The 12,820-nt window shown below is 65.1% G+C and carries 18 protein-coding genes and 1 tRNA gene; 7 read left to right on the forward strand and 12 right to left on the reverse strand.

Annotation, left to right across the window (positions count from 1 at the left end):
* Nucleotides 1–5 precede the first annotated feature (5 nt).
* Both ACQY5K_RS12120 and ACQY5K_RS12125 read right to left on the reverse strand, forming a co-directional pair.
* Nucleotides 6–782 (reverse strand): enoyl-CoA hydratase-related protein, encoded by a 777-nt coding sequence (locus ACQY5K_RS12120; RefSeq protein WP_428115559.1) that lies wholly within the window; start codon nt 780–782, stop codon nt 6–8.
* Nucleotides 783–827: 45 nt separating this feature from the next.
* A complete protein-coding gene (locus tag ACQY5K_RS12125) occupies nt 828–1,436 on the reverse strand; it encodes a hypothetical protein (RefSeq protein WP_428115562.1) in 609 nt (202 codons plus the stop codon).
* 207 nt (nt 1,437–1,643) lie between these two features.
* On the opposite strand from ACQY5K_RS12125, the gene ACQY5K_RS12130 reads away from it, so the two are divergent.
* Nucleotides 1,644–2,396: a hypothetical protein gene (locus ACQY5K_RS12130; RefSeq protein ID WP_428115564.1), complete on the forward strand. Its 753-nt coding sequence runs from the start codon at nt 1,644–1,646 to the stop codon at nt 2,394–2,396.
* 48 nt (nt 2,397–2,444) lie between these two features.
* On the opposite strand, the gene ACQY5K_RS12135 is transcribed toward ACQY5K_RS12130, so the two are convergent.
* The 3 genes from ACQY5K_RS12135 to ACQY5K_RS12145 form a co-directional block, all read right to left on the reverse strand.
* Complete coding sequence (locus ACQY5K_RS12135; RefSeq protein ID WP_428115566.1) at nt 2,445–2,585, reverse strand: hypothetical protein; 141 nt, start codon at nt 2,583–2,585, stop codon at nt 2,445–2,447.
* A gap of 101 nt (nt 2,586–2,686) precedes the next feature.
* Nucleotides 2,687–3,511, reverse strand: a complete 825-nt coding sequence (locus ACQY5K_RS12140; RefSeq protein ID WP_428115568.1) for a phytanoyl-CoA dioxygenase family protein — start codon at nt 3,509–3,511, stop codon at nt 2,687–2,689.
* A 15-nt stretch (nt 3,512–3,526) separates the two neighbouring features.
* Nucleotides 3,527–3,706, reverse strand: coding sequence for a hypothetical protein (locus tag ACQY5K_RS12145; RefSeq protein WP_428115570.1), 180 nt, complete (start codon nt 3,704–3,706; stop codon nt 3,527–3,529).
* A 20-nt stretch (nt 3,707–3,726) separates the two neighbouring features.
* Here ACQY5K_RS12145 and ACQY5K_RS12150 point away from each other — a divergent pair, with 20 nt between their 5' ends.
* The 4 genes from ACQY5K_RS12150 to ACQY5K_RS12165 all read left to right on the forward strand — a co-directional run bounded on the left by ACQY5K_RS12150 (nt 3,727) and on the right by ACQY5K_RS12165 (nt 6,958).
* On the forward strand, nt 3,727–4,218 hold the full coding sequence (locus ACQY5K_RS12150; RefSeq protein ID WP_428115573.1) for a MaoC family dehydratase: 492 nt from the start codon (nt 3,727–3,729) through the stop codon (nt 4,216–4,218).
* A 74-nt stretch (nt 4,219–4,292) separates the two neighbouring features.
* Nucleotides 4,293–5,069 (forward strand): SDR family NAD(P)-dependent oxidoreductase, encoded by a 777-nt coding sequence (locus ACQY5K_RS12155; RefSeq protein WP_428115576.1) that lies wholly within the window; start codon nt 4,293–4,295, stop codon nt 5,067–5,069.
* A gap of 183 nt (nt 5,070–5,252) precedes the next feature.
* A complete protein-coding gene (locus ACQY5K_RS12160) occupies nt 5,253–6,464 on the forward strand; it encodes a Fic family protein (protein WP_428115578.1) in 1,212 nt (403 codons plus the stop codon).
* Between the two features lie 32 nt (nt 6,465–6,496).
* Nucleotides 6,497–6,958: an NAD(P)-binding protein gene (locus ACQY5K_RS12165; RefSeq protein WP_428115581.1), complete on the forward strand. Its 462-nt coding sequence runs from the start codon at nt 6,497–6,499 to the stop codon at nt 6,956–6,958.
* A 32-nt stretch (nt 6,959–6,990) separates the two neighbouring features.
* Here ACQY5K_RS12165 and ACQY5K_RS12170 read toward each other — a convergent pair whose 3' ends face one another.
* Nucleotides 6,991–7,194, reverse strand: a complete 204-nt coding sequence (locus ACQY5K_RS12170) for a hypothetical protein (RefSeq protein WP_428115584.1) — start codon at nt 7,192–7,194, stop codon at nt 6,991–6,993.
* A 186-nt stretch (nt 7,195–7,380) separates the two neighbouring features.
* Between ACQY5K_RS12170 and ACQY5K_RS12175 the strand changes: the two genes are divergently transcribed.
* The gene (locus ACQY5K_RS12175) at nt 7,381–7,665 is read left to right on the forward strand and encodes a hypothetical protein (RefSeq protein ID WP_428115587.1); all 285 of its coding nucleotides are present in this window, start codon (nt 7,381–7,383) and stop codon (nt 7,663–7,665) included.
* A gap of 24 nt (nt 7,666–7,689) precedes the next feature.
* On the opposite strand, the gene ACQY5K_RS12180 is transcribed toward ACQY5K_RS12175, so the two are convergent.
* A tRNA-Tyr gene (locus ACQY5K_RS12180) sits at nt 7,690–7,774 on the reverse strand.
* Nucleotides 7,775–7,835: 61 nt separating this feature from the next.
* Between ACQY5K_RS12180 and ACQY5K_RS12185 the strand changes: the two genes are divergently transcribed.
* Nucleotides 7,836–8,324 (forward strand): YajQ family cyclic di-GMP-binding protein, encoded by a 489-nt coding sequence (locus tag ACQY5K_RS12185; protein ID WP_428115590.1) that lies wholly within the window; start codon nt 7,836–7,838, stop codon nt 8,322–8,324.
* 146 nt (nt 8,325–8,470) lie between these two features.
* Here the strand turns inward: ACQY5K_RS12185 and ACQY5K_RS12190 are convergent, their stop codons facing one another.
* The 5 genes from ACQY5K_RS12190 to ACQY5K_RS12210 form a co-directional block, all read right to left on the reverse strand.
* On the reverse strand, nt 8,471–9,313 hold the full coding sequence (locus ACQY5K_RS12190; RefSeq protein WP_428115593.1) for a hypothetical protein: 843 nt from the start codon (nt 9,311–9,313) through the stop codon (nt 8,471–8,473).
* Entirely contained in the window at nt 9,294–9,458 is a 165-nt protein-coding gene (locus ACQY5K_RS12195; RefSeq protein WP_428115596.1) for a hypothetical protein, read from the reverse strand. Before ACQY5K_RS12195 ends, ACQY5K_RS12190 begins: the two co-directional genes overlap by 20 nt.
* A gap of 102 nt (nt 9,459–9,560) precedes the next feature.
* Complete coding sequence (locus tag ACQY5K_RS12200; RefSeq protein WP_428115598.1) at nt 9,561–10,286, reverse strand: fibronectin type III domain-containing protein; 726 nt, start codon at nt 10,284–10,286, stop codon at nt 9,561–9,563.
* A 247-nt stretch (nt 10,287–10,533) separates the two neighbouring features.
* Nucleotides 10,534–11,391: a M48 family metalloprotease gene (locus tag ACQY5K_RS12205; protein WP_428115601.1), complete on the reverse strand. Its 858-nt coding sequence runs from the start codon at nt 11,389–11,391 to the stop codon at nt 10,534–10,536.
* Nucleotides 11,392–11,504: 113 nt separating this feature from the next.
* The gene (locus ACQY5K_RS12210; RefSeq protein WP_428115604.1) at nt 11,505–12,608 is read right to left on the reverse strand and encodes a hypothetical protein; all 1,104 of its coding nucleotides are present in this window, start codon (nt 12,606–12,608) and stop codon (nt 11,505–11,507) included.
* Between the last annotated feature and the right edge of the window lie 212 nt (nt 12,609–12,820).

Consider the following 12,820-nt stretch of genomic DNA (forward strand, 5'->3'; position numbering starts at 1 on the left):
GGCTGCTAGCGGCCCTGCCACTGGGGCGGGCGCTTCTCGGAGAATGCCCGGGGGCCCTCGATGTAATCGGCGCTGCCGTTCATGGCCCGCACGGCGTCATATCGGCCTTCGTGCGCTGCTCGCACGCTCGCTTCATTGAGACCCTGCATGGCCGCCTGCTTCGTGGCACGGATCGACATCGGCGAGCATTCGAGAATCATCTCGGCCCAGCGGCGGGCGCACGCCAGCGCCTCACCCTGCGGCACCACCTCGGCCACGATGCCCAACTCCTTGGCCTCAGCGGCGGGCACATGGCGACCGGTCAGCATCATGCTCATGGCCCGCTTCAGCCCGATGTGGCGTGGCAAGCGGTGAACGCCGCCAGCCAGGGCGGCAAGGCCCACCTTCGGCTCGGGCAGCGCCAGCAGCGCATTCTCGGAGGCGACGATGATGTCGCACGCCAGCGCGATCTCGAAACCACCGCCCATCGCCACGCCGTTCACTGCGGCGATGACGGGCTTGTCGAGGTCCCAGCGCGAGGTCAGACCGGCGAAGCCTGACGCCGGCTGGGCCGAGCGGTCGCCGCCCTCGGCTTGGTAACGCAGGTCATTGCCGGCCGAGAACGCCCGATCACCCACACCGGTCACAATGGCGACCCACAAATCAGGATCGTTCTGAAACTCGTCGAAGAGTTCCGACAATTCCGCACTCGCCGGCGGGTGCAGCGCATTCATCCGCTCCGGCCGGTTGATCGTCACGACGAACAGGTGCCCGTCGCGCTCCGCATAACAGAATTCGCCCATGCCGCGCGACGCTAGCCCCCGCGCTCTCGGGCCGCGGGGGACGGGTCAGGTCGGCGAGTAGATGGGGTGCGTGCCGAACTGGTTGCGTGCCACCGGCGTGCCGGTCTCGGCGTAGTGCGCCGTTCCCCGCACAACCGAGTCGAGATATGACGGCAGCGGGCGTCGGATCATTTTCTCGGCGTAGTGGTCACGCTCTGCGGCGGGCACGTCGTCGCGCAGCAGGGCCACGACCTTGATGCTGAACTCGCACATGGGTGATTCGGTGTTGGCCGCCGAGGCCACTGAGCCGGCATGCACCGGCCCTGCGGGCTCAGCGATGCGCCATCGGACGAGGGCCGTGCGAGCCTCGGGCGGGCCGAGCACCAGGTCATAACCGACGCCATCGAACCAGTCCAAGAACTCGCGCTGGTAGTGAACGCCGCTGTAGTAGTACACGTGGTCACGGCTGCGTGCACCGTCCCAGCGCTCCACCGCATTGCGCTCGCAGAAGGGGTGGATGTTCAACAAGTTCCCCGATTCGCTGATCGCGCTCCACACGTCAACGGCCGATGCGGCAACGCTGACTCTGGCGTTGATCGGCTCCATGGTCTCGAGGCCGTCGACGCCCAGCCCCTCGATCAGCGCCTCGTCCGATTTCATCGCTGTGCTGCTCACTGTCTCATCCGTTGCTTCATCTCACCCATTGCTTCGGCCACTGTCTAGTGCGCTCAGACTCGTGCGCTCAGACGAGATCTTCGCACGGCCGGTCGGCTGTGTCGCATGCACATCGGCTGGCACGGCATCTCGCAGACCTGCTGAGTGATCTCGCACCCGCACTAATCTCGTCGCAGTGCCTGCGTACGCAAGGCCGCGGGGATCGAGATGGCAAACGTCCTAGACAGGATCAATCGAACCACCCGCCGACAGCGCGGCGGATACGCGCTGATGGGTGGCGGATTGGTTGCGCTGGTCGTTGGATTGATCGAACCCGGCGGCGTCCTCGTCAACAGCACGGACCGGCTGGATTTCGCGGGTCGCGTCGACGTAATGGCGGACCATGCCGCACTGACCCATTTCACCTCGATCTTCGTGGCGATGGCGCTGGTCACCATCATCGCGGGTCTCATGGTGGTGTGGAACACGGCGCACGAAGAGGGGCTCGACTGCACGGCGACGAGGTACGGCCTGATGATGGCCGGCCTCGGCACCGGTGCGTTGATCCTCGGTGAGGGCATCGATCAGATGATGGTCATCGCTGTGAATGACGGCCTCGGTGGGGTCTTTGCGGCGGGGAGCGACGAGGTGATGCAGGTTGCTGTGTCGATGCACTCCATCAAGGCCGGAATCGCGATCGTGGCCTTGCCGCTGGTGATGCTGGGAGCGAGTTCGGTATCGATCGGGCTTCGACCGATCCTGCCCGCAGGGCTTCAGCGTGCCGCTGCCCTTGTTGTCTCCGTTGTCGGTGTGGTATGGGCGGCCCTGTTCTGGGTGATCGCCTCGATCTTCGACTTCGAGGGGTGGAACGCCATCAACGGCATCGGGGCCGTCATCGCCCTGATCTGGCTAATGATGCTGGGCCGCACGATGCAGTCCGGCACAATCGGCCGCCACAACAACACTTCGGTCAACGCGTAGCAGCCAGCACCGGTTGGCAGCCCAGGTTCGGCGGCGCTGCCGCGGGCGTCAAGCCTTGGGCAGCAGCAGCAGCGTCTCGATGATCCGCGAATCGGCGAGCGCCGCTGCGCGGATCGGCGCGATGGCGAGATAGTCGGGGTCGCCTTCCGCGACGGCGTCGATCTGGGCGGCTGAGGCGTGTTTGTGCACGAGGGTTCCTGTTCGGCTCTTCGGGTGGGTGGGCCTAGCAGACGTGGCGAACGTGGCGAACGTGGCGAATGCGGTGTATGCGGTGAGCGCGGCGCAGCAGCTCAGGCCGAGCGGGGCCACACAATCGGGTAGTGATCGGTTTCCATCGGCGCGCCCGCCTCCAGCTCATCATAGTGCAGCGCTTCGGCCGTTCCGATGCGGGGGTCGTAGCGGACGTCGGTGCCGATGTAGCGCACGGCGTAGCCCCGGCGGGCACAGCCCTGATTCGAGTTGCCACGAGACCCGTGCAAGATCATCGCCCAGAACGCCACCGCGTCACCCGGCTGGAGATCGAACGAGACGATGTCGTAGGCGTCGCGGTCGGCCTCGACATCGGGAGCGGGTTCGTAGTCGGGATTCTGCTTGTAGTCGTGGGCGTTGGTCGGTGCGAAGGTGCGGGGCTGGAACCAGCGGTCCCAAGCGTGCGAGCCGCGTACGTACTCGACCCGGCCGCTGGTGGCGTCGACCTCGTCGAGGGCGATCCAGAACGACATCACCTGACGGCCTGAGATCGGCCAGTAGGGCTGGTCGTTGTGCCACGGCACCGGCTGGCTGGCGCCGGGCGCCTTGACGAAGAGCTGGTCGTAGTACATGCGAACGGTCGGCGAGCCGAACATGGCCGAGGCGTACTCGCCCAAGCGCGACCCAAGGACGAACTCTTCGAAATCAGCATGGACGCGCCACAGGTCCAGCCCGCCGAAGAAGCCGGTGGACTCATAGGCGTGCGCGGTGGGGCTCGGGTGGGCCATTTCGGCGGCCACGCCCTCGCGCAGCCGCTCGACCCACTCGGCGTCGACAACGTTGCGTAGCGCCACGACGCCATCAACGCGGAAACGCTCGATGGTTTCGTCGTCGACGACCGCTGAATCGAGCACTGTCTGGCTCATCGTTGCTCCCTCGTTTCACGGCGGCGGTTGACCTTGCAGACATCGCACCCATTCCTGCATCCGCTGCAGATACTCCCAGTCAACACCCTCGCCGCGCCGCGGTGCCACGATCGCCGTGTCTCGGCGGTGAGCGATGTCCGCGAAGCCCTGGGACGTCACCGGATCGGTGTTTCCGCGATGATCTGTGACCAGCATCGAGTGACCGAGGAGACGATGTGAGCGACACAGACAACACAGGCGAGTTGCCGCCCCGGCCCTACCGGGGCTGGACATTCGACGAGCAGCCGGTCGGCAAGCGCTGGAGCACCGCCCGGCGAACCATCACCGAGACCGACTTGATCGTGTACGCCACGCAGTTCGGTTTCGGAGAAGGGCTGTTCCTCGACGCAACCGCAGCCGAGCGAGCCGGCTACAGCGGCCGACTGGTGCCAGGCAGTCTCGTCATGTCGCTGGCGGAGGGCCTCGTGATCAGCGGCGGTGCCATCGCCGGCACCGGCATCGCCTACCTCGGCGCCACGGTGGAAGTGAAGGGCCCAACGTTCGTCGGCGACACCTTGCAAGTAGTCGCCGAGGTCACCGAAGCCCGCCTCACCTCACGCGGCGACCGTGGTGTCGTCACCACCCGCAACGAGGTCTTCAACCAGCACCGCCAGATCGTGATGGTCTACACCCCCACCCGAATGGTCCTGCGCCAACACGCGGACTGAGTTCGCTCTGGACGCGACCCCGCAGTACCTTCGGCGGGGTTCTGTCGACCAAGGACAATTCGCAGGGGGAAACAATGAGCAGGTTCACAGGGCGTGTGGCGATTGTGACGGGGGCGGCTGGCGGCATCGGGCTGGCGGCATGTGCTCGGTTTGCTTCCGAGGGGGCGTTGGTAGTGGCGGTGGACTTGCCGTCGGCCGATCTGGACGCGGCCGTCAGAGCCGCCACCGAGCACGGCAGCGCTGCGCTGGCAGTCGGGGCCGACGTGACCAGTTCGGACGAGGTCGCCGGGTACGTGGCGGCCGCCCGTGATGCGTTCGGCCGAGTCGATGTGCTGTTCAACAACGCGGGCATCGAAGGAACGCTGGCCAGCACTGTCGACTATCCCGAAGACATGTGGGATCGGGTCATTGCCGTCAATCTGCGCGGCGTGTGGCTGGGCATCAAGCACACCGCACCGGCGATCATCGACAGCGGCGGCGGCGCCATCGTCAACACGGCATCAGTCGCTGGCTTGCAGGGCTCGCGGGGTCTTTCTGCTTACGTGGCCAGCAAGCACGCCGTGAGCGGACTCACCAAGTCCGCCGGGCTCGAACTCGCACCGTTGGGCGTGCGGGTCAACGCCGTGTGCCCCGCTCCGATCGAGACGCGCATGATGCGGTCGCTCGAAGCCAGCATGCGTCCCGACGATGCTGACGAGGCCCGCAAGACCATCGCCGAGCGCCTACCGATGCAGCGTTACGGCGAACCTGAGGAGGTCGCCGCACTCGTCGCGTTCCTGGCCTCGGACGACGCCAGTTACATCAACGCAGCTCTCTACCCCATCGACGGGGGCAGCACCGCCGGCCGCTGACGGGGCGAAACCCTCTGACAGCCTCGCAGCGACAGATCTGTGTCGAGCCTGCGCCGAGTGTGAGTCAAGTGCGACGCCGGGAATAACCGGGAGCTGCCTGCACTGACCCCGGTGGCGCCGTCGATATCAGCGCCATGACATGATGATATTTACTTCATATCATTATTTGATAACTTCAACCCCATGTCAACCAGGATCTTCGTCACACCAGAACCGGACGATGCCGACCTGATAGTCATCCGCGAGATCGATCAGCTTCGCCGCGAGCTATCGCGCTACGTCGTGCACCGACCCCGGCGCTGGGCGGGTCACCTGCGGCGCATGAGCTTCGCGCGAGCTGTGCAAGGCTCCAATTGGATTGAGGGATACCGGGCGTCTCTCGACGACGTTCTCGACACCATCGAAGACGAAGAACCCATCGATACTGCTGAGCAGACCCGCTTGGCGCTCACCGGTTACCGCGATGCCATGACGTACGTGCTCTCGCTGTCAGAGGACCCAGTCGAGGTCGATGAGACGCTGCTGAAGTCGCTCCACTTCATGATGACCAAGCAGGAGCTACGGATCCGGCCCGGTCACTACCGCACCGGGGACGTATGGGTGGAAGATGAGACCGCGACTCGCGTCTACGCCGCACCCGACGCACAGCTCGTCGGCGTTCTCATGGCGGAACTCGTGGAGTCGTTGCAGAGCAGCGGTTCGGTGCCGGTCATGTTGCGTGCGGCGATGGCCCACCTCAACTTGGCGATGATCCACCCTTTCCGCGATGGAAACGGACGCATGGCCCGCACTTTGCAGACCATGGTCCTCTCGGCCGAGGGCATCGTCTCGCCGGAATTCTCATCGGTCGAGGAGTACCTCGGGCGAAACACCGCCGACTACTACGCGGTGCTCGCCGGAGTGGGGCAAGGAAGCTGGCACCCGGAGAATTCGGCACGGCCGTGGATCCGCTTCATGCTGCGAGCGCACTATCGCCAAGCGTGGACGCTGCAGCGGCGCGTTCACGAGACTGAGCAGCTCTACGACAACCTCTCCCAGCTCGTCGCCAGGCGAAAGCTGCCGCCTCGGGCGATCGGAGCCCTCGCCGACGCTGCTCGCGGCCGCAGACTTCGACGGTCGATCTACGCCCGGCTCGTCGAGATGACCGACGGTGGCCCGATCTCGGACCTCACCGCCAGCCGAGATCTGAAGGCCCTCGTTGACGCTGGCGTGCTTGATGCTGCCGGTGCAGGCCGGGGCCGTACGTATCACGGCTCTGTCGAGTTGCGTGAGTCATGGCGTGATGTGCGCTCAAGCCGGCCGCCGAGATCCCGCGACGACCCCTACGTGACGCTTGCACAGCGATCGCTGCCCGGCATGGGGGCAAGCGGGGCCTCCGAGTTGCACCACCCGTAGCTGAATCGACGACAACCGTAGGATCGGAGACAATGGCGTCTGACGGGAGCACGACAACGCCACAGCGCAGCACGCCGCAGCGCATCACCCCACAACGAATTGCGATCATCGGCGGAGGCGTGTCTGGGCTCGGGGCCGCGTGGGCGCTGCATCACCACCCGGATCGGTTTGATTTCCGGCTGTTCGAAGCCAACGATCGAATCGGCGGGAATGCGGTGACTGCCGATATGCCCCAGGACGACGGCAGCTTGGTCCCCTTCGACATTTCCGTCGCGGCCTGCATCCCGTCGGTGTATCAGCACATCCTGATCTTGATGAAGCAGTTCGGCATCGACCTCGTCGACACCCAATTCAGCTACAGCGTCAAGTACCACGGCGGCATCTACGCCCACGATTTCGATTCCGACATCAGGCAGCAGCTGCAACCCGAGATCGCAAAGTTCCAGCGTGTCCTCAAGCGGCTGCACTGGTTCGGCCGACTGACCAAGTCCTAGTCAAAGTTCCTCAACGCCCTCAACCCGTTCAACTACATCAGCATGGGGACGGTTCTCAATCTGGGCGGCTTTTCCGCTGACTTCAGGTACAAGATCTTGAAGCCCATGTTCGTCAACTTCCTGATGGCGACGAACGTGTTCGACATGCCCGCGTCGCTCTTTTCGAGGTACCTCGAATTCTTCGACATCGAATCTGCGACGCCCATGCAGACCTGGGACCAGGGAACGCGTCGCATCTACGAAAACCTGTCGGCCGACTTCGGGGACAAGATCTGCCTCAGCCGGCCTGTCCGCAAGGTGTACCGCGAGTCGACCCGCGTCGTGGTCGAAGACCACAACGGTGTCCGAGAGACGTTCGACAAGGTGATCTTCGCCTGCAATGCGAACCAGACGCTGATGGTGCTGGACAAGCCCACGATGCCGTGCTGGTCAACTTGTTCCGCTTCATTCAGGGCAAGCGGCGGTCCTGGCACTGCGGCGCCCACACGCTCGTCAACAGCCAGGAAACCTGCCTGGTCACCGGGCTCGCCGCTGCGACGCAGATCGGTGCCGACTACCCCTTCGACGACCCCGAGGCAAGGCGGATGTTCAACTACTACGGCAGCATTCTGTACGGCACGCGTTTTCGCAAAGCACGGGCTGAGCGCGACGAACCGCCTTCGGCGACAGGCAATCGCCGGATCTGTTGTGGGTCTGTCGGGCGCTGACGCCGGTTCTGGACAGTCGGTCGCTGGTGGGCCGGGGAGGATTCGAACCTCCGTAGGCGAAGCCGACGGGTTTACAGCCCGCTCCCTTTGGCCACTCGGGCACCGACCCAGAGGTGGGCAGGCTACCGGCGCCGATGCCAGTGGCGGTCTGGTCTGGATAGCTTGCGGTCATGCCTTCATTTGACGTCGTTTCGCAGGTGGACATGCAAGAAGTCCGCAATGCCGTGGACCAAGCAGCCCGAGAAATCGCCAACCGGTATGACTTCAAGAACACGCACAGCGCCGTCGAGCTCGGCGATGGCAGCATCACGATGCAGTCGAGCACCGAGGACCGCCTGACGGCGCTTCGACAGGTGCTCGAGGAGAAGCTGGTGCGGCGCCAGGTCAGCCTCAAGGCTGTGAACTACGGCGATGTCGAGGAGGCCTCCGGCGCCACGGTTCGGCAGGCGGCTGCGCTTGCGGCGGGCATCTCGTCGGACCGGGCCAAGGATCTGAACAAGTTCATCAAGGGCCTCGGCATCAAGGGCGTGCAGTCGCAAACCCAAGGCGACCAGCTGCGCGTGATGTCGAAGAAGCGCGACGACCTGCAGGTCGTCATCGCGGAACTGAAGGCTGGCGATTTCGACCTGCCGCTGCAGTTCGAGAACTTCCGCGACTGAGGCCCAAGCGCGGATCGTTTTCTGCGAGGGGCCCGCCTTCCGATGCCGTCGAGTCGGCGTAGCCGGCGGTCGCAGATCCGGTGATCTCGGCGATGGTCGTGTACGGCCCGGAGCCTGCTTCGCGTCGTTGATGGCCTCGAGCCGGTCTAGTCAGACTCGGTGATTTCGATTGTGTAGGTCTCGGTGCCGACACCGTTGGGCGCGGTGACCGTAATGGTGAGCGTGGTATCGGTGCCGGGGGTGAGGCTGACCTGGTGGCCGTCGGACCATAGGCCCACTACATAGCCGCAAGCAGTCGAGAGGCTGAGCCCGGGCAGGTGCTCCAACGTTTGGAGGTCGTAGGCGGCCGCGGCGCCTCGCGTGGTGGAAACCCACAGCGTCTTGCCGTCAGACCACAGCCCATTGGCGTAGCTGACGTCGTGCACGTCTTCAGTGGGGTCTGTGGCGTCTCTGCGCAGGGAAGACGTTGGCGCCAGCGTGTAGGTGCGGTGAATGGCGCCGTCTTGCGAGGTGACGGTGACGGTCTCGCTGCCGTTGAGACTTATCTGACAGCCGTTGATGCCAGTCTTGGCATCGGGCCGGTTGGACTGCCAGATAGCCCCGCTGTGCGCTGTCGTGGGCATTATCGTGATGAGGAGGCCGTTGAGCGCCCCGTAGAAGCCCAACACGTAGCTGTCTTCGGTGGTCTCGCTGCTAAACGATCCGAAGTCGATGTTGTCGATGCTCAGAGCGCTGAGGCTGGCGTCGGCTGAGACCGGGCTCGTGGTGCCCGCAAGCTCGGTGAGCGTGATCCGGTAGGCGGTCTCGACGTTGGGCACGACGCTGCTGGCCACGGTGACAGTGATCTCTGTTTCGCCGTCGGCGTCGAGGTTGACCTGGTGGCCGACGAAGATGATGTCCGCGTCGGAATGGCCGAACGACACGGTCGTGTGGCTGCTCGCCGGGACCCTTACACCGACAACTCCACCCTCATTTCCGAAGAGCCACATTGCGGGCATAGTCGGCTGTGGAGTGGTTGAAGTCGGTCAGGTTGACGCCGCTGATCTCCAGGTCACAGAGCTTGGTGGCGTCGCCCGAGTGGATGTGATCGCCCTCGTACAGCAGCTTGAAGCCCAAGTGGCCGAAAAGGTCCAATTGCGGCTACCTCTACGACGCAGACCCCGGGCTGGAGGACCTCAGAAAGGCTCGCCTGGTAGAAGTGGTAGGGGCGAAGGTTGGGTCCGCGGCTGCCATGGGCTAGCAGCGTTCCGTGCCGTCTGCCGATCTCAGGTACAGCTGATAGGAGTTGGGGCCAACGACCTTGAGGGTCACCGTGCTCTCGGCGACCACAGCCAGCCGGAAGTACTGCGCAACGACTCGAACGGACAACGGGCCCGGTTGGTCTACAGCGGCACAGTCGTCGCCCGTGACCACCCAGGGCGTGCTCCCATCGCTGTCGAGCTCATGGAGCACGCATCCTTCAGGCAGCTCCATGGTGATCTCGTACGGGTCGATCTGCGCGTCGCGAACCTCGGGATCGAAATAGACGTCGTCGGTGCCGTCAATGCCGAAGCCGTTCTGCTGGGGTGCTGCGTGGGTGGTGAGGCTCACGTTGAGCGACCGCGGTGAGCTGCCCGTCTCGTTGATCGCTATCACTCGGTACCCATAGTGAATCTCGGGCTCGACGGTCGTGTCGGTATAGGACGTGTCGGCGGCGGCGGTGTCCTGCGCGAGGGTGGTGAACGTGCCTGCGGCTTGGTTCGCGATGTCACGGCGCAGGATGCGATAGCCGCTGATCGAGTCGTCCTCGGGATCGTCCCAGCCCAACGTCACCGAATCATGAGCCACCTCAGTCGCCTCCAAGCCGGTCGGCTTGGCCGGCGGCCCCTGCTGTGCCGACACCGCCGTCGCCGTCAGCCCCAGCACCGAAGCCAGCGCCGCCGCCGCCACAGCTGCCCACCCGGCCCGAACCCCCACGCGCATCACAGACCCCCCACGTGAAGCCCCGCCAACAGGAGCACCACACGTTAAATTAGATTATCTCAATTAACCATGAACATTCCTATAGCCCGACCGGTCGACGCGGAGAGCGACGGGCTGTGATGAGGGGCCAGGACGTGAGGGACTCGATCAGGGTGAGGACGTCGGCAACATCACCAGGACATTGCTTCGTCTTCGGGCGTCAACACACCGGACGCCCGGGCTCAACTCGTCGGATCGGCTCGCCGGTTCATATCGCTTCCTGCCAGGAGCCGTCTCGCAGGCGGCGGATGCGCTCGTCCATCGGCGGGTGCGTGGTGAACAGGCCCTTCCACCCCATCCGGCGGCTGGCCAGCGGATTGGCGATGTACATCTGCGCCTGATTCGGGTCGGCCAGGCTGGGAACGGTCTTGGAGGCCACGTCCAGCTTTGCGAGCGCCTGGGCAAGCGGTTCGCCGTCGCCGATCATCCGGGCTGCGGTGCGGTCGGCCTGGTACTCGCGGCTGCGGCTGATTGCCATCTGCAGCAACATCGCGGCGACCGGCGCCAGGAAGAGCAGCAGCAGCTCGCCGATCGGGTTGCGGTCGTTGTCGCGCCCGCCGCCGCCCCCGAAGATGAGAGCGAACTGCGCCATGCGGGCTGCGAACGTGATGGCGGTGGCAACCGCTGCTGCGACGGAGCCGATGAGGATGTCACGGTTGCGGATGTGGGCCATCTCGTGGGCCAGCACTCCGCGGATCTCGTACCAGCTGAGGGAGCGGACGAGCCCTTCGGTGACGCATACCGCGGCGTGTGACGGGTTGCGGCCCGTGGCGAAGGCGTTCGGCTGCGGGTCGGGCGAGATGTACAGCCGCGGCATCGGCAAGCTCGACAGCTCGGTCAGCTCGCGTATGATCGTCCAGTACTCGGGAAGCTGGTGCGGCTCAAGCTCTTGTGCCCGCGCCGAACGGATAGCGAGCTTGTCGCTGAACCAGTAGCTGCCGCCCACCATGACCAGGGCGATGATGACGGCGATGGTGAGGCCGCCTTGGCCCCAGAAGCTGCCGATCCACAGGATCAGACCCGCCAAGCCTGCCAGCAGGACCGTCGTCTTGGCCGTGTTACGCACGTCGATTGCCGCCTTTGGGGGGTCGCTTCGCGAGAACGCGCTCAGGCTAGCGACGGTCCCGAACCCGCCAAGGTCACCCTCGGGACGGGGTTACAGGTGCGGCAGTGGGCGTGTCAGTTCTTCGCTTCGACCAGGCGCCAGTCGTCGGAGCCGGGGGCGTAGCGGTCCCGGAATTCGGGGTCGTAGGCCGCCGCGAGTTCGCTGGCGCGCCCGATCGCAGCCCGGTAGGCGTCGATGAGCGCGTCCTCGGCGTCGTAGTCGAACGGGTCCTGCAGGCGCATCTCGGTGATACTGCCGCGCTCGATGGGGTTGTCGCGCAAGTACTGGGCCGTCAAACCGATGGCCTCGACGGCGGGCACCAGATCTCGGTACCCCAAGTCGCTGATCAGCAGATCGGGGCCGGTCATCTGGTGCAGCGGATGCTCGCCGCCCAGGAAGGGACGCACGGGAGTGGCGAGGTCTTCGGGCAGGTTCACGATGTCCAGCTCGACATCGAGTGCGGCGGCGATGATCTCGATGGTCTGGCGGGCCGTGAGGACGTGCTCGTCGCTGATGTTGTACGCCTTGCCGGCTGCGGCGTCGAGATGGTCGACGGCGAGGGTGAGCGCATGGCCGGCGTTCGGGCCGTAGGCGGCGGTGCGCAGGGTGAGACCGCCGTCGGCGATGATGACCCGCCGACGACCGTCGATGATGCGGCGGACGATCAGCCACTCGCGAGGGTTGATCTGGCCCGGTCCGTAGATGAGCGGGTACCGGAAGATGCTGGCGCTCGGATGGTGGTCGAACACGATGTCCTCGGTGGCGACGATCTTGGCCACCTTGTCGTTGGAATCGCCGACGGCGCGCTCGGCAGTCTCGCGGATCGGCACCAGCATGCCGGGCGGCCAGTTGAGCTTGGGCCGGGCGAAGCCCTTGTAAGCCGGCACTCCCCCGACGGCCACGAACTGCCCGCAACGGCCCACGAAGAAGGGGGCGAGGTCGCGCAGCCGGCCGTACATGGCGTACACCACGTCAAAGGTGGCCCCCTCAAGCGCCGCTTCCACCTCGGCGATGCGGAACGGGTTCGTGTGGATGTGCTCCACGGTCGGCGGGATCGTGTCGACCTCGTGGTTGCCCGTGTGCAGGATCTTCGTCTCGTAACCGCGTTCGATCAGCCCATTGACGACGCCAGGACCAGTCGGCCCCGTTCCTCCGATGACCAGAGCTGTAGGTGGCATCCGCTCATGCTGTCAGGTCCGCTCGCCGCGTACCTGAAGGACGCTGCGGCTAGCGCTGTGCCCGTTAACGTTTGCGCTGTCGTCGGTGAGCCGGGTGCCGGCGTTCCGCAGTCCTCGCGGGCTGCGTCGGTCGAAGGCGAGGGTGCATGCGTGCGCACAGCACGATTGCTGGCTCGACGCGACGTTCTCGTGCGGCCTCGGTCATCGGGCAG

The organism is Candidatus Poriferisodalis sp. (assembly GCF_965262965.1).
Lineage (GTDB): Bacteria > Actinomycetota > Acidimicrobiia > Acidimicrobiales > Poriferisodalaceae > Poriferisodalis.